This window comes from Sedimenticola thiotaurini (assembly GCF_001007875.1).
GTDB lineage: Bacteria > Pseudomonadota > Gammaproteobacteria > Chromatiales > Chromatiaceae > Sedimenticola > Sedimenticola thiotaurini.
Map to the genome: position 1 here is coordinate 3,703,752 of NZ_CP011412.1, position 17,936 is coordinate 3,721,687.

21 protein-coding genes, 1 tRNA gene and 1 pseudogene are annotated in these 17,936 nt (G+C 59.2%); 18 read left to right on the forward strand and 5 right to left on the reverse strand.

Going from position 1 to position 17,936, the window contains the following annotated elements; genetic code table 11:
• Position 1: 1 nt before the first annotated feature.
• From AAY24_RS19650 to AAY24_RS17110, 3 genes and pseudogenes are all read right to left on the reverse strand, one after another.
• A complete protein-coding gene (locus AAY24_RS19650; protein WP_335337253.1) occupies positions 2-319 on the reverse strand; it encodes a MoaD/ThiS family protein in 318 nt (105 codons plus the stop codon).
• Positions 302-646: pseudogene (locus tag AAY24_RS19655) on the reverse strand (gamma-butyrobetaine hydroxylase family protein); the annotation flags it as partial. The pseudogene AAY24_RS19655 and the gene AAY24_RS19650, both read right to left, overlap by 18 nt.
• 64 nt (positions 647-710) lie before the next feature.
• The gene (locus AAY24_RS17110; RefSeq protein WP_046861436.1) at positions 711-1,313 is read right to left on the reverse strand and encodes a TatD family nuclease-associated radical SAM protein; all 603 of its coding nucleotides are present in this window, start codon (positions 1,311-1,313) and stop codon (positions 711-713) included.
• Between the two features lie 213 nt (positions 1,314-1,526).
• Here AAY24_RS17110 and AAY24_RS17115 point away from each other — a divergent pair, with 213 nt between their 5' ends.
• From AAY24_RS17115 to AAY24_RS17190, 16 genes are all read left to right on the forward strand, one after another.
• Positions 1,527-2,183: an alpha/beta fold hydrolase gene (locus AAY24_RS17115; protein ID WP_046860695.1), complete on the forward strand. Its 657-nt coding sequence runs from the start codon at positions 1,527-1,529 to the stop codon at positions 2,181-2,183.
• Positions 2,184-2,277: 94 nt separating this feature from the next.
• Complete coding sequence (locus AAY24_RS17120; protein WP_046860696.1) at positions 2,278-3,024, forward strand: YebC/PmpR family DNA-binding transcriptional regulator; 747 nt, start codon at positions 2,278-2,280, stop codon at positions 3,022-3,024.
• Positions 3,025-3,198: 174 nt separating this feature from the next.
• A complete protein-coding gene (gene ruvC / locus AAY24_RS17125) occupies positions 3,199-3,639 on the forward strand; it encodes a crossover junction endodeoxyribonuclease RuvC (RefSeq protein ID WP_335337254.1) in 441 nt (146 codons plus the stop codon).
• On the forward strand, positions 3,636-4,244 hold the full coding sequence (gene ruvA, locus AAY24_RS17130) for a Holliday junction branch migration protein RuvA (protein WP_046860698.1): 609 nt from the start codon (positions 3,636-3,638) through the stop codon (positions 4,242-4,244). Before ruvC ends, ruvA begins: the two co-directional genes overlap by 4 nt.
• Before the next feature lie 2 nt (positions 4,245-4,246).
• A complete protein-coding gene (gene ruvB, locus AAY24_RS17135; protein ID WP_046860699.1) occupies positions 4,247-5,287 on the forward strand; it encodes a Holliday junction branch migration DNA helicase RuvB in 1,041 nt (346 codons plus the stop codon).
• Between the two features lie 139 nt (positions 5,288-5,426).
• Positions 5,427-5,846: a tol-pal system-associated acyl-CoA thioesterase gene (gene ybgC, locus AAY24_RS17140; RefSeq protein ID WP_335337186.1), complete on the forward strand. Its 420-nt coding sequence runs from the start codon at positions 5,427-5,429 to the stop codon at positions 5,844-5,846.
• The gene (gene tolQ, locus AAY24_RS17145) at positions 5,836-6,510 is read left to right on the forward strand and encodes a protein TolQ (protein WP_046860701.1); all 675 of its coding nucleotides are present in this window, start codon (positions 5,836-5,838) and stop codon (positions 6,508-6,510) included. The genes ybgC and tolQ overlap by 11 nt, the downstream gene beginning before the upstream one ends.
• A 57-nt stretch (positions 6,511-6,567) precedes the next feature.
• A complete protein-coding gene (gene tolR / locus AAY24_RS17150) occupies positions 6,568-6,963 on the forward strand; it encodes a protein TolR (protein ID WP_046860702.1) in 396 nt (131 codons plus the stop codon).
• 7 nt (positions 6,964-6,970) lie between these two features.
• A complete protein-coding gene (tolA, locus tag AAY24_RS17155; protein WP_046860703.1) occupies positions 6,971-7,960 on the forward strand; it encodes a cell envelope integrity protein TolA in 990 nt (329 codons plus the stop codon).
• Positions 7,961-7,962: 2 nt separating this feature from the next.
• Positions 7,963-9,282 carry a Tol-Pal system beta propeller repeat protein TolB gene (gene tolB, locus AAY24_RS17160; protein ID WP_335337187.1) on the forward strand — a complete coding sequence of 440 codons (1,320 nt, stop codon included), beginning with the start codon at positions 7,963-7,965 and terminating at the stop codon, positions 9,280-9,282.
• Positions 9,279-9,824: a peptidoglycan-associated lipoprotein Pal gene (gene pal / locus AAY24_RS17165; RefSeq protein WP_046860704.1), complete on the forward strand. Its 546-nt coding sequence runs from the start codon at positions 9,279-9,281 to the stop codon at positions 9,822-9,824. The genes tolB and pal overlap by 4 nt, the downstream gene beginning before the upstream one ends.
• Positions 9,825-9,953: 129 nt before the next feature.
• Positions 9,954-10,823, forward strand: coding sequence for a tol-pal system protein YbgF (gene ybgF / locus AAY24_RS17170; protein ID WP_046860705.1), 870 nt, complete (start codon positions 9,954-9,956; stop codon positions 10,821-10,823).
• Between the two features lie 62 nt (positions 10,824-10,885).
• Positions 10,886-11,527, forward strand: coding sequence for a 7-carboxy-7-deazaguanine synthase QueE (gene queE, locus AAY24_RS17175; RefSeq protein ID WP_046860706.1), 642 nt, complete (start codon positions 10,886-10,888; stop codon positions 11,525-11,527).
• Positions 11,528-11,558: 31 nt separating this feature from the next.
• The gene (gene queC, locus AAY24_RS17180; RefSeq protein WP_046860707.1) at positions 11,559-12,227 is read left to right on the forward strand and encodes a 7-cyano-7-deazaguanine synthase QueC; all 669 of its coding nucleotides are present in this window, start codon (positions 11,559-11,561) and stop codon (positions 12,225-12,227) included.
• 135 nt (positions 12,228-12,362) lie between these two features.
• The gene (locus tag AAY24_RS17185) at positions 12,363-13,625 is read left to right on the forward strand and encodes a YeeE/YedE family protein (RefSeq protein WP_046860708.1); all 1,263 of its coding nucleotides are present in this window, start codon (positions 12,363-12,365) and stop codon (positions 13,623-13,625) included.
• A gap of 56 nt (positions 13,626-13,681) precedes the next feature.
• Positions 13,682-13,757 (forward strand) — tRNA-Lys (locus tag AAY24_RS17190).
• 606 nt (positions 13,758-14,363) lie between these two features.
• Here AAY24_RS17190 and AAY24_RS17195 read toward each other — a convergent pair.
• Positions 14,364-15,107, reverse strand: a complete 744-nt coding sequence (locus tag AAY24_RS17195; protein WP_046860709.1) for a Crp/Fnr family transcriptional regulator — start codon at positions 15,105-15,107, stop codon at positions 14,364-14,366.
• 770 nt (positions 15,108-15,877) lie between these two features.
• On the opposite strand from AAY24_RS17195, the gene AAY24_RS17200 reads away from it, so the two are divergent.
• On the forward strand, positions 15,878-16,225 hold the full coding sequence (locus AAY24_RS17200) for a hypothetical protein (protein WP_052761303.1): 348 nt from the start codon (positions 15,878-15,880) through the stop codon (positions 16,223-16,225).
• On the opposite strand, the gene AAY24_RS17205 is transcribed toward AAY24_RS17200, so the two are convergent.
• Positions 16,209-16,988: a TatD family hydrolase gene (locus tag AAY24_RS17205; RefSeq protein ID WP_046860710.1), complete on the reverse strand. Its 780-nt coding sequence runs from the start codon at positions 16,986-16,988 to the stop codon at positions 16,209-16,211. The genes AAY24_RS17200 and AAY24_RS17205 overlap by 17 nt on opposite strands.
• Before the next feature lie 131 nt (positions 16,989-17,119).
• Here AAY24_RS17205 and xthA point away from each other — a divergent pair, with 131 nt between their 5' ends.
• On the forward strand, positions 17,120-17,935 hold the full coding sequence (gene xthA / locus AAY24_RS17210; protein ID WP_046860711.1) for an exodeoxyribonuclease III: 816 nt from the start codon (positions 17,120-17,122) through the stop codon (positions 17,933-17,935).
• The last annotated feature ends 1 nt before the right edge of the window (position 17,936 follow it).

The window sequence follows — 17,936 nt, forward strand, 5'->3', positions numbered from 1 at the left end:
GTTACTTTTTCGTCGGTGCGTTGGGCGAGGTGGGTATCAACGCCACCTCATCGCCTCCTTCGATGCGGGTGAAAGGTTCACTGAACTGCTTGTTCACAGTCACCTGGAAGCTCCCTTCCCGGTACAGGTGGGCCTGGTCCGGATTCCGGCGGCGCAGCCACTCGATCAGGCTGGTCACATCGGTGACCGAAGTGGGAATCTCCACCTCCTCTGACTCTTTCTGCAACTGCTTCACCAGGTAGGTGAAGTAGAGCAGGCGGATACGCCTGGGCCCTTCCCCGGTGCCTTCCTGGCCCGGCGTGTAGCCGATCTTCTCCAGGCTCTCCTGGTAGGCCCGCCAGTTCTCCTCCTGGTGCACCCCCAGTTCGTAGAGGGTATCCCAGGAGTAGATGCTGCTGTCATGCCCGTCGTCGAAGGTGAGGCGCACCGCATACTGGCCCTGGGGTTCGATATTGGTGATATTGACCGACTCCTTTCCCGTGACCGGATGATCCAGAGTGCGGACCTCCTTGGCCTTGGCAAATACCCGCAGGTATTCACACGGCAGCCGGAAGCTGGCACCGTCGGAAAACTCGATCGCCAGCAGACGGGACTTGCTGTGCAGGTTGATTGCGGTGGGTATCCGGGTTGGCTGTTTATCACTCATGGTGCTGCTCGGGTCCGTAAACAGTGGAAGCTGGAATCTGTTGGTATCGGATGCTGCTGGCTGTTCAGCCAACCACATCCAGTACACGTCTTCTGAACTTGACGCCACGGGCCTCCGCCAGTTTGCGGCAGGCCTCGATATCCACGCCCTCGAGTCCGTCAATGGCGGTGGCCGTCACATCAGCGATGTACTCGGGTGCCTTGGCGACAAAATCGAGCATCGCTTCGAAGGAGCCGACCAGTGCCGGCTGGCAGTGCCGGTCATAGACTTCGGCGTTCTGTGCATTCAGCGAGATGGAGAGGGCATCGACACACTCCGCCATCTCCGGCAGCACATTGCGTTTGTTGGCCAGATTGGCCAGGCCGTCGGTATTGACCCGCACCCGTCCGCCGTGGGCCTTGATATACCGGGCCACCTCCAGCAGCACCTTCAGGCGCAGGGTCGGTTCCCCATAACCACAGAACACCACCTCCTTGTAGGCGGCCGGATCATCGATGGCCGCAATAATCTCCTCGCTGGAGGGGCGGTGATCCAGGGTCAGGTCATATTCATGTACCTGCAGAACCCCCTGGGTCTTGGGGCAGAAAGCGCACTCCAGGGTACAGCGATCGGTGATGTTCAGGTAGAGGCTGTCGCCGATGACATAGCTGAGCTGTTGATTTTCCACGGGCACTCGAGAGGTTTGATAAAAGTGGAATTCTACACTACCGGGCCACCGGTAAGAAGGGAAGCCGGTCTGTAAGACCCCGGTTCCCCCCGGAGTTCCGTTCCCCTGGCGGGGGCTTGCCGGGTGGGCACGGGTAGCCAGACAGCGGGTGCGGCCGGCTGGTAAACTATGGTCACTGTTACCCCCTATAACAACCCCATGCCTGAATGAACAATGAGTAATAACAACGAATGTGGCCGGGTGCTGCTGCTGCACGGAATCTGGATGACCGGGCTGGAGATGGGCTGGTTGGGGCACCGTCTGGAGGCTGCCGGATTCCAGGTGGAGCGTTTCCACTACCCCTCCCTGAGTGGATCACCGGTGGAGAATGCACAGCGCCTGCAGCAGTATCTGCAGCAGCGGGAGTACGACTGCCTGCACTTTGTCGCCCATAGTCTGGGGGGATTGGTGCTGCTGAATCTGTTTGACCTTTTCCCCGATCAGCCCCCCGGACGGGTAGTGCTGCTGGGCGCGCCGGTGCGCGGCAGCATCGTGGCCAGGCGTCTGGTGCGACATGGCTGGGGGCGCCCCCTGATCGGGCGCTCCGGTGAGCGGGGGCTGATTGAGGGCGCGCCGGCCTGGAACGGCGGGCGGGAATTGGGCCTGATTGCCGGCACCAATGGGTTGCTCGGCGTGGGGCGCCTGGTAGGCGGCCTGATGGGGGAGAATGACGGAACGGTGCTGCTTGAAGAGACCGAAATACCGACCGCTACCGATCGGCGTCTCTATCCGGCCGGTCATATGGGATTGCTGTTCTCGAGCGAGGTGGCCGCCGATGTGGCCGGTTTTCTCCACAATGGCCGGTTTCCCCCGGCCAGATCCGACCGCTGAAGCGGCGATAGGGTGCAGAAATCGCTGCCCCGTTATTTCTGCCTGCCCCGGGTGATGGTAAACTCCCGCCTGATCGAAAATTGAGAGGAGTCTTATGGCTGGACACAGTAAATGGGCCAACATCAAGCACAAGAAGGCGGCCAACGACAAGAAACGCGGTAAGATCTGGACCAAACTGCTGCGCGAAGTGACCGTTGCCGCCAAGGCCGGTGGTGGTGAGATCGAGAGCAATCCCCGGTTGCGCCTGGCGGTGGACAAGGCGAATGGTGCCAATGTGCCGCGGGATACCATTGAGCGGGCGATCAAGCGGGGCGCTGGCGGAGACGATACGGATAACTATGATGAACTGCGGTACGAGGGCTACGGCCCGGGTGGCGCGGCAATCATCGTGGACTGCATGACCGACAACCGTAACCGCACCGCGTCCGAGGTCCGTCACGCCTTTACCAAGCATGGTGGTAATCTCGGTACCGACGGCTCAGTGGCCTATATGTTCAGCAAACAGGGTATTATCAGTTTTGCCCCCGGCGCCGACGAGGATGCCATCATGGAGGCGGCGCTGGAGGCCGGTGCCGAGGATGTGGTGACCAACGACGACGGCTCGATCGACATCATGACCACCCCGGAGGAGTTCTCCGATGTGAATGATGCCATAATGGCCAGTGGTCTGAAGCCGGACAACGCCGAGGTCACTTTCAGTGCCTCCACCATGGCGGAGCTGGACCAGGACTCGGCCGAGAAGCTGATGAAGCTGGTGGATCACCTGGAAGATCTGGATGACGTGCAGGATGTTTACACCAATGCCGACATCTCGGACGAGATCATGGACGCCATCGGTTGAGGGGTGATTCCCAATGGGGCGCTCACTGCGCCCCTGACATAACCAGCGGAAAGCAATATCAAAATCACCAATCACAATGCCGGACAGCGCGGAACCGGGGGGCTCAAACGCCGTATTCTGGGTATCGACCCGGGCTCCCGTATCACCGGGTACGGCATCATCGACAGTGATGGGATTAAAAGTATCCATGTCGCCAGTGGTTGTATCCGCATCGGTCACGAGGCTTTCCCGGAACGGCTGGGTGCAATCTACCGTCAGTTGAGCGAGCTGGTGGCTACTTATCAACCGGCAGAGATGGCGATTGAACAGGTCTTTATGGCCAAAAATGCCTCATCGGCGCTCAAGCTGGGCCAGGCGCGGGGTGCCGCCATCTGTGCCTGCGTGGTGGCGGGTCTGCCGGTATTCGAATATGCCCCGCGGGCGGTCAAGCAGACCGTGGTGGGTTCGGGAAGTGCGGACAAGGATCAGGTGCAACACATGATTAGACATATCCTGCAGCTGGATGAGCCGCTGACGGCGGATCAGTCCGATGCTCTGGCCGTGGCCATCAGCCATGCCCATGCCAACAGCACCCTGCAGTTGATCGGCCGCTCCCGGCGGGGGGGCTGGCGATGATCGGGCGCTTGCGTGGTGAGCTGGTCCACAAACAACCGCCGTTTCTGATGGTGGATGTGGGGGGCGTCGGCTATGAACTGGAAGCACCCATGTCCACTTTTTACGATCTGCCTCTGCAGGGGGGGCAGGTGGTCCTGTTTACCCATCTGGCGATCCGCGATGATGCCCATGTGCTGTATGGCTTCGCCACCGAATCGGAGCGGGCCCTGTTCCGCGCCCTGTTAAAAGTGAGTGGCGTGGGCGCCAAGATGGCGCTCGCCATACTCTCCGGCATGAGTGCCGACGAATTTGCCCTCTGTGTCCAGCGGGACGATACGGCGGCGCTGGTTCGCTTACCGGGTATCGGCAAGAAGACCGCAGAGCGACTGATTGTGGAGATGCGTGACCGGCTGGACCGGATCGAGTCCGCCGGCGACACACCGCTGCCCCAGACGCGTCCCAGCAGCGGTGCGGTGGAGACACCGGTCTCGGATGCCATCGGTGCCCTGATCGCCCTGGGATACAAACCCAATGACGCCAGCCGGATGGTACGCTCGGTGGAGAGCGAAAATCTCTCCAGTGAAGAGATCATCCGCCTGGCGCTGCGCGCAGTGGTGACCAAATAGTCATGAATGACAATATGCGGATTATCAGTGCCGAAGCCGGGGCGGACGATGAGGCGATCGATCGCGCCATCCGACCCCGTCTGCTGGCGGATTATGTGGGTCAGCCGGTGGTGCGGGAACAGATGGAGATCTTTATCCAGGCTGCCCGGGCCCGTGGCGAGGCGCTGGACCATGTACTGATCTTCGGTCCGCCCGGACTGGGTAAAACCACCCTGGCCCATATCATCGCCAACGAAATGGGGGTCAACCTGCGCCAGACTTCCGGCCCGGTGCTGGAGAAACCGGGGGATCTGGCCGCTCTGCTGACCAACCTGGAGCCCCACGATGTGCTGTTCGTGGACGAGATTCATCGGCTCAGCCCGGTGGTTGAAGAGGTGCTCTATCCGGCCCTGGAGGATTACCAGCTGGATATCATGATCGGCGAAGGGCCGGCGGCCCGCTCCATCAAGCTGGAACTGCCGCCCTTCACCCTGGTGGGTGCCACCACCCGGGCCGGCCTGCTCACCTCGCCCCTGCGGGATCGCTTCGGCATCGTGCAGCGGCTGGAGTTCTACTCCACCACCGACCTTACCCATATCGTGGGACGCTCGGCGGGTATCCTCAATATCGAGACCGACCCGGCCGGCGCTGCCGAGATCGCCCGGCGCTCCCGGGGAACCCCGCGCATTGCCAACCGGCTGCTGCGGCGGGTACGGGATTTTGCCCAGGTGAAGGCGGAGGGACGGGTTACCAGTGCGGTGGCTGACAGTGCACTGGATATGCTCAAGGTGGATGGCAGTGGTTTCGATATCATGGATCGCAAGCTGTTGAGCGCCATCATCAATAAGTTCGATGGTGGCCCGGTCGGAGTGGACAGCCTGGCGGCCGCTATCGGCGAGGAGCGCGGCACCATCGAAGATGTGCTGGAACCCTACCTGATTCAGCAGGGCTTCATGATGCGCACCCCACGGGGTCGGGTGGCCACCAATGCGGCCTACCTCCACTTCGGCCTGGAACCGAAGGAGGACGCCGCCCCGCCGGGTGAGCCGGGTGAACTTTTTTGAGCCGTCTGATGGGGTTCGAATGGAAGTTGTCAGTCACCGGCATGGACCTGACCCCGGGCCCGCCACAGCGGACCCGGATCGCACCGGATCTGGGCTTTGACTCTCCCCACTCAGGGGTATTTCGTTATTGGATTGAATTGTGACGGGCGTGAAGGAATTTCTATGGCCGGTTAGGGTCTACTACGAAGACACGGATTCCGGTGGCGTGGTCTACTACGCCAATTACCTTAAGTTCATGGAGCGGGCGCGGACCGAATGGCTGCGCCAACTGGGATTTGAGCAGGATGAACTTCGGGAAAAAGAGGGAGTCCTGTTTGCCGTACGCAGGGCCGGGGTCGACTTCAGGTCACCGGCCCGTTTTAATGATGCATTACAAGTGAGTGTTCAACTTATTTCACGGGGAAAAGCGAGTTTGGTATTCCGGCAGGATGTCCGATTGGCGGTCGATGGCCGGGTGTTGTGCCACGGTGAGATCAAGATCGCCTGTCTGGATGCAGCCAGTTTTCGACCCGTCCCGATTCCCCAGGCTCTGTTTTCGGTGATACATGATGACGTCTGATCTCTCCTTTATCTCCCTGGTAGCGGGGGCCAGTCCACTGGTGCAACTGGTGATGGCGGCGCTGTTACTGGCGTCGGTGATCTCCTGGACCATGGTTTTTGACCGGGCCCGGGTACTGAAACGGGCACGCCGTGCCGCGGAGGCGTTTGAACGGCGCTTCTGGTCCGGGGGCGACCTGGGTGAGCTGTTCCGGGAACTGGATCGGGAAGAGGGCCAGGCCACCGGCATGGCCACCATTTTTCACGCCGGTTTCCGGGAGTTCGCCCGCCTGAAAAAAAATCCCGATATCGAACCGATGGCCGTGGTGGAGGGGGCGCGACGCACCATGCACGTGGCCATGAACCGGGAGATGGACGGGCTGGAGAACAACCTGTCATTCCTGGCTACAGTCGGCTCCACCAGCCCCTATGTGGGACTGTTCGGCACTGTCTGGGGCATCATGAACTCTTTCCATGCGCTGGGAAATGTGAAGCAGGCGACCCTCTCTCTGGTGGCGCCGGGTATTGCGGAGGCGCTGATCGCTACCGCCATGGGGCTGTTTGCCGCTATTCCGGCGGTGGTGGCCTACAATCGCTACTCCAACGACGTGGAGCGACTGAACGGACGCTACGAGGATTTTCTCGATGAGTTCACCACCATTCTGCAGCGTCAGGCCCATGTCTGACCAGGCCGCCGTGAAAGGGAGTTCATCGTGAGTCGGCAGCGCAAGAGACGTCGCCCGATGGCGGAGATCAACGTGGTGCCCTACATCGACGTGATGCTGGTGCTGCTGGTGATTTTCATGATTACCGCCCCCCTGCTGACCCAGGGGGTCAAGGTGGATCTGCCCCAGGCGGATTCGGAACCACTGCCCACCGAGGCGGAAGACCCGGTGGTGGTATCGGTCAACAGCCAGGGCGAGATGTTCATCGATATTGGCGAGGGCAAGGATCAACCGGTGGATGGGGAGACACTCATCACCCGCATCGCCGCAGTGATCAAGCACAAACCGAAAACCCCGATCATGGTCAAGGGTGACCGCAACGTGGATTACGGCCGGGTGGTGGAGGCGATGGTGCTGATCCAGCGTGCCGGGGTACCCAATGTGGGGCTGATTACCGAGACACCGGAGCGTTAGTCCAGCGATGTGGCAGATCCTTAAACGCAACCCGCTGGCGGCCCTGATCGCGGTTCTACTGCACCTGGTGATCCTGCTGTTCCTGGTGGTGGGGGTGGACTGGCGTGAGAAACCGAAACAGCCGGCCTCTGCCGTGCAGGTGGTACAGGCCCAGGTGATTGACGAAACCAAGGTGCGCGAGCAGGTAAAGCGGCTGCAGGAGGACGAGAAGCGCCAGGCGGAAGAGAAGCGTGCGGCCCGGGAAAAAGAGGAGCGGCGACTGGCGGAACTGAAACGTCAGCAGGCAGAAGAGAAACAGCGTCTGGCCAAACTGGAACAGCAGCGGCAAGAAGAGACCCGCAAGCGCGAGGAGGCGCGCACGCAACGCCTGGAAGAGGAGAAGCGCCGCCAGCAGGCCGAACAGCAGCGCAAGCAGGCGGAGCAGAAACAGAAGGCGGAAGCGGCCAAGCGCAAGGCGGAACAGCAGGCGCGCCAGGAGGCGGAAGCGAAACGGGTGGCGGAAGAGAAGCGGCGCCAGGCCGAGGAGGCGAAGCGTAAAGCCGCCGAGGCGAAGCGCAAGGCTGAGGCGGAAAAGAAACGTCAAGCGGAAATAGCCCGGAAAAAAGCCGAAGCGGAGAAGAAACGCCAGGCGGAAGAGGCGCGGCGCCAGGCGGAAGCCGCCCAGAAGGCGCGCGAGGCGGAGTTACTGGCGGCCATGGAGGCGGAGCACAATGCCCGGGAGTTGGACCGCTACAGAATCCAGATCTCCCAGAAGGTGATCCGCAACTGGCTGCGTCCGGCTGGTATCAGTGATGGCCTGAAGTGTACCCTGCGGGTGCGCCTGGCGCCCGGCGGGGCTGTGCTGGCGGTAAGCGTCACCCGCAGCAGTGGTAACGGTGCCTTTGACCGCTCGGCAGAGGCGGCCGTACTCAAGGCGGATCCACTACCTGTGCCAAGCGGGGCGCTGTTCGAACAGTTCCGGGATATTAATTTTGAATTTGATCCAAACAAGAAATGACTATGATGAAAAGACTTTTGAGTTTGATCCTGTTGTTGTGCTGGGCTGTCGGTGCCAGCGCCGCGCCGCTCACCATTGAGATTACCGAGGGCGCTGAAGGGGCGCTGCCGATCGCCGTGGTACCGTTCGGCTGGGTCGGTCCAGGAGCGGATGACGTGGGTGAGCGGATCGCCGCTATCGTGCGCAGCGACCTGCAACGCAGTGGCCGTTTCTCGGCCCTGCCGGTGAAGGATATGCTGGCGCGTCCCCAGTCGGATGCGGATGTGGAGTTCCGGGACTGGAAAGTGCTGGGGATGGATAACCTGGTGGTGGGGCAGGTGCGGCCAAACGGCCAGGGCGGTTACCTGGTGCGGTTTCAGCTGTTCGATGTCTTCAAGGGGGAGCAGTTGATCGGCTACAACTTCCCCACCACCAGCCGTGACCTGCGCTCAACGGCCCACAAGATTGCCGATATCGTGTACGAGAAGTTGACCGGCCAACCGGGCGCATTTGATACGCGTATCGCCTACGTAGTCTCCAGCCGCAAGGCGGACGGCTCCCAGGAGGTTTCTTTGAAGGTGGCCGATGCCGATGGCTTCGATCCCCAGACCATTGTGACCTCCACCGAACCCCTGATGTCGCCCGCCTGGGCGCCGGACGGACGGCGTCTGGCCTACGTCTCATTCGAGCAGAAAAAGGCCTCCATCTACATCCAGGAGGTGTTCACCGGCCGGCGTCAGAAAGTGGCCTCATTCAAGGGAATCAACGGGGCACCGGCCTGGTCGCCGGATGGCCGGAAACTGGCCCTGACCCTGTCCCGGGACGGCAATCCTGAAATCTACGTGCTGAACATCAATACCAACGCCCTGACCCGGCTTACCAACCACTACTCCATCGACACGGAGCCGGCCTGGTCACCGGATGGCCGCTACATCGTTTTTACCTCGGACCGCGGCGGTAAACCCCAGGTCTACCGGGTGCCTGCGTTCGGCGGCAAAGTCAGTCGGGTCACTTTCGAGGGCAGCTATAATGCCCGCGCCTCCTATGCACCAGACGGCCAGTCGCTGACCCTGGTGACCCGGGTTGGCGGTGATTACCGGGTGGCTGTGCTCGATTTGACCAACAATGCCTTGCAAGTGCTGAGTGACGGACGGCTGGATGAATCCCCCAGTTTTGCGCCTAATGGCAGCATGATAATTTATGCCACCAAGATCAATGGCAAGGGCGAACTTGCGGCGGTCTCGGTGGATGGGCGGGTTCGTCAACGTCTAGCCCTCCAGGAGGGTGATGTGCGCGAGCCGGTCTGGTCACCTTATACAAAAACCAACAGGAGAAACCCATGAAACTGAGTCTGTCCAAGATTGTCCCGCTGCTGGCGTTTACGCTGCTGCTGGCCGGTTGTTCCAGTATGCCCGGCATGTCAGGAAGTGACGCAAATCAGGAAGGTGCACCGGTCACGGAAGGGGGGCAGGATGCAGCGACCGATGGCGCCCAGATCTCCGGTGCTGTTGAAGGGGGCGAGTGGAGCGGGAGTCCACTGGAAAACCCGGATAGTCTGCTGTACACCAAGACGATCTATTTTGATTACGATATCGACGAAGTGCGTGCCGATTACCGCGATGTTGTAGCGGCCCATGGCGACTATCTGGCGGCCAATCCATCAGTCACCGTCACCATCGAGGGTCATGCGGACGAGCGGGGTTCCCGGGAATACAATATCGCCCTGGGTGAACGGCGGGCCAACGGGGTCAAACGGTTGTTGATGGCCCAGGGAGCGGCGGAAAGCCAGATCATCACCATCAGTTATGGCGAGGAGCGCCCGGCCGCCATGGGTTCCGGTGAGACCTCCTGGGAACTGAACCGGCGCGCTGAAATCGTCTACTGACAGATTGGCATTTTCCCTGCCCCGGATGCACCGGCGTTTGATAGGATGGGCTCCGTAGCCCGGACAATGTCCGGGCCGCTATGCAGAAAACGCCACACCGGCGCAGTGTAATACGGTTGGAGAATACAGGTGAACAAGAAACAGATCGGTCTGTTGATCGGGGTACTTCTGATTGCGTCATTGCAGGCGACCCAGGCACAACAGCGGACAGAGAAACTGACGGCGGAGCAGATCCAGTCGCGCAAGATCGAATTGCTGGAGCGTAAACTTGCCGCCATGACCGATCTGGTGTTGCGGGTGGATGCACTGCAGCGCGAGGTGCAGCAGCTGCGTGGTGAGATCGAAGTACAGAATCACGCCATGGATGCCCTGAAGAAACGCCAGCGGGATCTCTACCTGGATGTGGATCAGCGCATCAATCAGTTGTCCCACGGGAGCGCTCCGATGGCGGGAGCCGTGCCAGCCCCATCTGCCGCACAATCGGCCATGCCGACCGGCACTCCGGCACCGGTGACCGACACGTCGCCGACCGTCACCGGCACCCCGGCTGCGGGCACGGTGGCAGCGGACGCCGGAGTCCCACAGCAGGCGGTGGCTGCACCCATTGACCCGGTCGCAGAAGAACGGGACTACAAGGCGGCGTTCAACCTGCTGATGCAACGCCGCTACGGCGAAGCGAGTGCCGCATTCAAGGCGTTTCTGGCCCAATACAGAAACGGTAGCTATGCCGATAACGCCCAGTATTGGCTGGCCGAGGCGAGTTACGTGACCCGGGATTTCGATCTGGCCCTGCAGGAGTTCCAGCGGGTCATCGATGAGTATCCGAACAGCAGCAAGGTGCCGGATGCTATGTTGAAGAGCAGTTTCATCCACTACGAAAAACAGCAGTGGGCCGAGGCGCGGGAGATTCTGCAACGGCTGGTGACGCTCTATCCCAACTCCACCGCCAGCCGGCTAGCAACCCAGCGCCTGGACCGCATGCGCTCGGAAGGACACTAGCGGCGGATGAACTGGCCGCCCTGAGCGGTTTATACTGACCCTTTCCGGGCAGGCTGATCTACATGACGCGATTGCGTATTAGCGAGATTTTCTACTCCCTTCAGGGTGAGTCGAACAGCGTGGGGCTGCCCACGGTGTTCGTGCGCCTGACCGGTTGTCCACTGCGCTGCGGCTACTGCGACACCACCTACGCTTTCAAGGGTGGGGAGTGGCTGGAACTGGCACAGGTGCTGGCGCAGGTGGCGGATTATGCACCGCGCCATGTCACGGTGACCGGTGGCGAACCTCTGGCCCAGGAGGCCTGCCTGGAACTGCTCGGCGGGCTCTGCGATGCCGGTTACCGGGTTTCCCTGGAGACCAGCGGAGCGCTGGATATTGGCCAGGTGGATCCGCGGGTAGTGACGGTGATGGATCTCAAGACCCCCGGTTCCGGCGAGGTGGAAAAAAACCGGTTCAGCAATATCGACCATCTGAAGCAGACCGACCAGGTTAAATTTGTCATCTGTGACGAGGTCGATTACCACTGGGCCTGTGAGCAGTTGCAGGCCTGGGATCTGGACAACCGTTGCCAGGTGCTGTTTTCACCGGCGCTTGGCCGGCAGGATGCCACCCAATTGGCGGAATGGATCCTGCGGGACCGGCTGCATGTGCGGTTCCAGATCCAGCTGCACAAGTATCTCTGGGGCGATGTTGCCGGTAAATGACCCCACTTTCTCCTGTATATGAAATGATCTGATGAAAAAAGCTGTCGTTCTTCTCTCTGGTGGTCTGGATTCCGCCACCGCCCTGGCCATGGCCCGCCAACAGGGTTATGACTGTTATGCCTTAAGTCTCGCCTATGGCCAGCGCCACTCGGTGGAACTGGAGGCGGCCGGCCGGGTGGCCAGGGCTTTGGGCGTGGTGGAGCACAAGGTTATCCCGATCGCCCTGGATGCGTTCGGCGGATCGGCTCTGACCGATAGTGCTATCGCGGTTCCGGATGCGGGCAGTGAGGGTATCCCGGTCACCTACGTGCCGGCGCGCAATACGGTTTTCCTCTCCCTGGCGCTGGGCTGGGCCGAGGTGCTGGGTGCCAGGGATCTGTTTCTCGGTGTCAATGCGGTGGACTACTCCGGTTATCCCGATTGTCGTCCGGATTTTATTGAAGCCTTCGAGCGGCTGGCCAACCTGGCCACCAAGGCGGGCGTTGAAGGTGACCGGTTCCGGATTCATGCGCCGCTGATCGATATGACCAAAGCGGAAATTATCCAGGCCGGTATGGGACTGGGAGTGGATTACGGGCTCACGGTCTCCTGTTATCAGGCGGATGACAAGGGGGCCGCGTGCGGCCGCTGCGACTCCTGTCAATTACGTGCTGAAGGCTTCCGGACGGCCGGCGTTTCCGACCCGACCTTGTATAAATAAATGTCGCCGTATTACCACAAACCCCTGTAGATCATCGTTAGCTTATAGGCTAATCTTGCCCTTCCGGCCGAGACTGGCCGGGATAAAACGACAGGCATCAGCAGATGCCGACAGAGAGGTTTGAGGAGGTACAACGTGGCGTTTGAGTCTTTTTTCCAGGCCCAGTCTTTTCTGCTTTGGGCGACATTTATCATAGCCCTGCTCATGGGCGCGGTGGTCAACAAGACCAATTTCTGCACCATGGGTGCGGTATCTGATGCGGTCAATATGGGTGACACGGGCCGTATGCGCGCCTGGTTCCTGGCGATTGCTGTGGCTATGGTGGGTGTCGCGGTACTGGAGTTCATGGGTCTGGTTAATCCCGGTCAATCGTTTCCACCCTATCGCGGGAATCAGCTGCTCTGGGCCGAAAATATTCTCGGTGGACTCATGTTCGGCATTGGTATGACGTTGGCCTCAGGCTGTGGTAACAAGACCCTGATTCGTATCGGGGGCGGCAACCTGAAATCGATCGTGGTGCTGCTGATCATCGGCGTTATCGCCTTCTATATGGTGAATCCCTTTCCCGGATCGGATCAGACCCTGATGTCGGTGCTCTTCTACGACTGGATTCGTCCTCTCTCGATCAGCCTGGAGACACCCCAGGATCTGGGTTCGGTGATTCTGGGAGAAGAGGCCGCTGGCGGTCGAATGGCTATCGGCTTGGTTCTGGGACTGCTGTTACTGCTGTTTGCTTTCAAGTCTGCCGATTTTCGACGCAGTTTTGATAATGTCTTGGGCGGCCTGATCGTGGGACTGGCAGTTCTGGCAGCCTGGTATGTCAGCGCCAACGTTGCAGTTGATCTGGATGGTGAAGTGCACTCCCTGAGCGGTTACGTACAGGAGTGGGATTTCCTGGCCGATTCCGCGGAAGGTAAACCCGCTGACAGCCGTCCCCTCAGCACCCAGTCGTTCACCTTTATCAATCCCATGGGGCAGACCCTGGGCTATGCGGCCACCGGTTTCAAATCCACACTGTTGACCTTTGGCATCATGGCGCTGTTTGGCGTGATTGCCGGATCTCTGCTCTGGGCACTGATCAGCCGCAGTTTTCGGATCGAGTGGTTTGTTAACTTCAAGGATTTCGCTACCCATGTTATCGGGGCGATACTGATGGGCTTTGGCGGTGTGCTGGCCATGGGTTGCACGATCGGCCAGGGTATCACCGGTACATCGACCCTGGCGATCGGCTCATTTCTGGCTCTTGGCGCCATTATGCTGGGTAGTGCCCTGACCATGAAAGTGCAGTACTACAAACTGGTCTACGAAGATGAAGCGAGCTTCTCCAAGGCGCTGCTGACTGGACTGGTAGACCTTAAGTTACTGCCGGAACGTCTGCGCAAGTTGGAAGCGGTCTGAGTCGGCCATTACCCGTTGACTGGCTCGACGGGTAATGTATAATCCCGCGCTTCGTTGGGCCGTTAGCTCAGTCGGTAGAGCAGTGGATTTTTAATCCATTGGTCGAAGGTTCGAATCCTTCACGGCCCACCATTAATGATCGAAGCCCGGACCTCAGTGTCCGGGTTTTCTGTTTCAGGGGATCAGATTCGAACCTTCGACTGGAACAGGCCTGGTTCGACAGCGTAGCTGCAAGAGGCGGCGCAGCCGCCGAGTCATCCTTCACGGCCCACCATTAATGATCGAAGCCCGGACCTCAGTGTCCGGGTTTTCTGTTTCAGGGGATCAGATTCGAACCTTCGACTGGAACAGGCCTGGTTCGACAGCGTAGCTGCAAGAGGCGGCGCAGCCGCCGAGTCATCCTTCACGGCCCACCATTAATGATCGAAGCCCGGACCTCAGTGTCCGGGTTTTCTGTTTCAGGGGATCAGATTCGAACCTTCGACTGGAACAGGCCTGGTTCGACAGCGTAGCTGCAAGAGGCGGCGCAGCCGCCGAGTCATCCTTCACGGCCCACCATTAATGATCGAAGCCCGGACCTCAGTGTCCGGGTTTTCTGTTTCAGGGGATCAGATTCGAACCTTCGACTGGAACAGGCCTGGTTCGACAGCGTAGCTGCAAGAGGCGGCGCAGCCGCCGAGTTATCCTTCACGGCCCACCATTAATGATCGAAGCCCGGACCTCAGTGTCCGGCCCGCTCTATACCCAGAGACAGGATAGCGAAGTCCGTTTGTCTCCCAGAATCTGGATCTCCCGGGCGTGATTGCGTATCACCCCTTCATCCTGCAGCTTGGCCAGCGCCCGGCTCAGGGATTCGGGACGTAGGCCAAGGTGGATGGCGATGTCCCCCTTGGTCATGGGGAGCAGCACGCTCCTCTTGCCATCCTTGGTGATGCAGCCTCTGCGCTGGTAGAGATCGTTCAGAAACAGCAGAAAGCGCCGGTCAGCGCTGAGGTAGCGGCCCTGCACGATAGTTCGGTTGGTGTAGCGGAGGCGTTTACCCAGCAGTTCCAGGATTTCATGCTGAAGTAGGGGCATCTGGCTGCAGAGGGTTTCCAGTTTGTCAAACGGCAGTTCACAGACCCAGGTGGTGTCCAGCACAACCGCGTCACACTGGTATTTCACATCCCCTACCGCCTCGATACCAATCAATTCACTGCCGAAATAGAACCCATGGATCAGGGGTGTGCCGTCATCCAGGGATGATTCGATTTTTACTGACCCCGATTGTATGACAAAGATGGATCTGAACGGATCTTCAATTTTAAAAATGGTCTCGCCCGCCTTGAACGGGCCGCGTTTACGGATGATGTTGGTGATATTGTTACTCTGGCTTTGATCCAGGTCCGCGCCAATGCACTTTCTCGGCAGTGTGCAACTTTGACAGTCCCGTTGGTTATTGACTAGATGCAGCCCACATTTACCGCCTGTTCCATTAGTCATGCCTTACCTCCGGGTAGGAGAGTTGTTGATTGTTGTCGCCCCATTTTCAGGTTTAAGCATAGTCCAAGACGCTCCTATGACCGCCTTTTTGTGGACGGAGATATGGACCCTCCCGGGAAAAATTCGGGAAGCAGGTGATATGCCCTGGCGGGGCTGTTCCGAGGTTCATGCCGGGGCGGGGTGGCAGGTTACGCAAAGTGACGGCCGAACGGCATGATGGAGTGTTATATTCGATTCGGTGTCAGATCACTTTTATGCCATACAGGGCGGGGAATATGTGCATAATGGCCGCTTTGGAAAGGGGTTGGTTCAACTGACCGGCAGCTTCTGGATGGTACCGGTACGCTGTCTGGCTAATGGTTAACACGGCCAGAGTGGTGAAACGGCAGGTTTTTCAGGGACAATGATCCTGCAACCATGGCAATTCACTTGTCACGGGAGGAGGCAGCCGAACTGCAGAATCTATCGGGCTTTATTGATCGTTCTGCTTGTCTGTGCAATCAGGACAGGGATTGTCTCCCTTGTTTTGGGGGCGGTTTCTGGTGCCGATGAGGAAGGCGCTGACGAGTATGAACAGGGCCATGCCGGCGTAGGTCAGGTTATCGAAAATCATGGTGAAGCCTCACGGTTACTGCATAAGAGGTTTAGTAAATACTAATATATATGACGACTGTTGTCCCGGTTAATTCAATAGAACAATTTAATACCATATTAGTAATATTAATGAGCAAATTTGTCTCTGCGGCGGCGGAAGCAGGAGGTTTTTCGTGATGATGCGTGTTTGTCTACTTGGTTTTCTGATGTTTGCCTTGCCACTCCAGGCCCAGGAGACTCCCCAGGTGTTGGGGTACGGAGTGCGCAGCTGTGAGCACTATAATGATGTGTTCGAGGGTTGGGAGAACGGTCAGGCGGAGCAGATCGCAGAGTATTTACACTATCGCGACTGGCTGACCGGGTTGGTCACCGGGCTGTCACTGGCAACGGCCACTGATGTATTGAAAGGGGTGGAGGTCAAGGGGGCCATGCGGCGTATCCAGGTCTACTGTGACGAACACCCGACGGACGACTTCTTTACTGCCACGATGGATCTGATTCGCATACTCAGTGGCCTGAAGTAGGGGGCAGCCTGAACAGTCGGCGGGCGTTCCCGGTGGTCTGTTCAGCCAGTTGTTCGGTCGACATCCCCTTGAGTTGGGCGATGGTGGAGAGTATCTCCGGCAGATAGGCCGGCTCGTTACGTTCACCCCGGTGTGTCGCCGTCGGCTGGTCAGGGGAGTCGGTCTCCAGGAGTAGGGCGTTACAGGGCAGCCAGGCGATGAGACTGCGCAGACGGTGGGCGTTGCTATAGGTGCTGGGGCCGCCAAAACCCAGCATGAATCCCATTTCCATCAGTCGTTCGGCCTGTTGTCGACTGCCAGAAAAACTGTGCAGAACCCCGGTAAGACCGGGATAGCGGCGCAGGGTCAGGATTACCTGCTCAACCGCTTTGCGGGCGTGAATGATCACCGGCAGCCGGTACTGTTGGGCCAGTTCAAGTTGCGCTTCAAAGAAGCGCTGCTGCCGCTCTTTATCCGGTTCGGGGATATAAAAATCCAGGCCGCACTCTCCGACCGCGACCGCATCGCCCTGTTCCAGCAGATTGTCCAGGCGGGTCAGGTCCTGTTCGCTGTGTTCCGGCATGAACATCGGATGCAGCCCATAGGCCGGGTAGAGTTGGGGACGGTGGGCGCAGAGTTGTCCCTGGCTGGTCCAGCCCGAGGCCCGGATAGCCGCCACGATCATGGCGCTGACGCCGGCTGTTCTGGCCCGTTCCAGCATCTGTTCAAAATCGGGCGCGAAAGCGGGGTGATCCAGATGGGTATGGGTATCGATGAGTTCCATATCAGCTAGTATAAACAACCGGCGATTGGTAAGGCATCTGCTGTTCTGGCCGGGGTGTCATGTTAAGGTTTCCTGGCGGCAGCCGCTCGGCGCCAGGTATTGTCTCTATTGAAAAGCAGGTGGAAGTGGTTATGAAAATTGTCTCGTTCAACACCAATGGTATCCGGGTTCGTGAACATCAACTGGCCAGGCTGAAGGAGCGCTATGATCCGGATGTGATCGGTATCCAGGAGACCAAAGTGCAGGACTCGGAGTTTCCTGTTGAGATGATCGAATCCCTGGGCTACCGGGCCCATTTCCACGGTCAGAAGGGTCATTACGGTGTGGCGCTGTTGTCGAAACAGGAACCCCAGCTGATTGAGAAAGGTTATCCGTTTGATAGCCCGGACGCCCAGCGCCGGATTATCTGCGGCCAATACGCCACCCCGTCGGGACAGAGTGTCAAAATCATCAACGGCTATTTTCCGCAGGGTGACAGTCGTGAGCACCCGGTCAAGTTTCCTGCCAAGGCGCAATTCTATCGGGATCTCATGCGTTACCTGCAGGAGCGTTTCTCCCCGGACGAGCCGGTGTTGGTGATCGGGGATATGAATATCGCCCGTCTGGATAAGGATATCGGCATCGGGGCCGACAACGCCAAACGCTGGCTTAAAAGCGGTAAATGCAGCTTTCTGCCCGAGGAGCGGGAGTGGATGGATCGCCTGCTGGCGTGGGGTCTGTCCGATACCTATCGTGCGCTTCATCCGGATGTGGAAGATCGTTTCAGCTGGTTTGACTATCGCAGTCGGGGTTTTGACCGGGAGCCGAAGCGGGGCTTGCGTATCGACCTGATACTGGCCACTGCCGGCCTGTTGAACTGCTGCACGGATGCGGGAATAGCCTATGATATAAGGGAGATGGAGAAGCCATCCGATCACTGTCCCGTGTGGGCGGAATTTGCGATCTGAG